This is a genomic window from Mesorhizobium sp. B1-1-5, assembly GCF_006443065.1.
In the GTDB taxonomy this organism is placed as follows: domain Bacteria; phylum Pseudomonadota; class Alphaproteobacteria; order Rhizobiales; family Rhizobiaceae; genus Mesorhizobium.
Map to the genome: position 1 here is coordinate 1 of NZ_VFWS01000603.1, position 1,091 is coordinate 1,091.

The 1,091-nt window shown below is 70.4% G+C and carries 3 protein-coding genes; all 3 read left to right on the plus strand.

Annotated elements, in window-relative coordinates; translation table 11 throughout:
• Positions 1-405, plus strand: a 405-nt coding sequence (locus FJ980_RS33670; protein WP_181181421.1) for an MltA domain-containing protein, incomplete at its 5' end; no start/stop codon positions are given.
• A complete protein-coding gene (locus FJ980_RS33675; RefSeq protein WP_140524472.1) occupies positions 402-932 on the plus strand; it encodes a Smr/MutS family protein in 531 nt (176 codons plus the stop codon). The genes FJ980_RS33670 and FJ980_RS33675, both read left to right, overlap by 4 nt.
• A gap of 10 nt (positions 933-942) precedes the next feature.
• The coding region (locus FJ980_RS33680; protein ID WP_140547671.1) for a helix-turn-helix transcriptional regulator at positions 943-1,091 on the plus strand (149 nt) is incomplete at its 3' end.

A 1,091-nucleotide genomic window follows, 5' to 3' on the forward strand; every position in this document is an offset into this window, starting at 1 on the left:
CGCGCCTGGTTCAAGGCGCATCCCGATCGGGTCGACGAGATCCTGTGGCAGAACCGTTCCTATATCTTCTTCCGCGAGGCCGCGGTCGAGGACGCAACGCTCGGGCCGATCGCCGCCGCCAAGGTGCCGTTGACGCCGGGCCGCTCGATCGCCGTCGACCGGCTGCTGCACACATTCGGCACGCCCTTCTACATCGACGCGCCATCGCTGACGGCTTTCGAGGCAAAACCGTTCCGGTGCCTGATGATCGCGCAAGACACGGGCTCCGCCATCACCGGGCCGGCGCGTGGAGATCTCTTCGCCGGCTCGGGCGACGCCGCCGGCGAGATCGCCGGCGTGGTGCGCAATCCGGCCGATTTCTACGCGCTGGTGCCGCGCCCGCTCGTCTCGGGTTCGAAGCCATGACCCGCCGCAGCGACAGGTTGAGCGAGGACGACCGGGTGCTGTGGAACTTGGTGGCGCGCACGGCCAAGCCGCTGAAGGGCAAGGCCGCCGTGCCTGTCCCGGATTTCGGCATCGAGGCGAAGCCGGCGCCGACGCAACAAGCCCGGCCCGTTGCCGGTCCGGCCGGCGCGCCTAAGCCGAAGGCCCAGCATGTCTCCCATGCACTCGACGAGCCGACGCTGGACAAATTGTCGAAAGGCAGGCTGCCCATCGAAGGCCGGGTCGACCTGCACGGCATGACGCAGGACGAAGCCTATTCGCTGCTGTTCTCCTTCCTGCGCCGCGCGCATGCCGGCGGCATCCGCTATGTCCTGGTCATCACCGGCAAGGGCTCTTCGTCGGGCGGCGACGGCGTGCTGCGCCGCGCGGTGCCGGCCTGGCTGTCGACGCCGGCGTTCCGGCCGCTGGTCTCCAGTCACGACCACGCCGCGCGCAACCATGGCGGCTCGGGCGCGCTCTATGTCAGGCTGCGGCGGGTCCGGTCGTGAGGATGGGGTCGTGACCCCGTTCGGCGAGAGGCTGCGGGCGCTGAGGGCCGAGCGCGGCGTCACCCAGAAGGACATGGCCGCCGCCATCGGCGTCAGCGCCGCCTATCTGTCGGCGCTCGAGCACGGCCGCCGCGGCGCGCCGACCTGGACGCTGATCCA

Coding starts and splice junctions, on each gene's coding strand:
- FJ980_RS33675 (WP_140524472.1), top strand. CDS start 402: ATGACCCGCCGCAGCGACAGGTTGAGCGAGGACGACCGGGTGCTGTGG.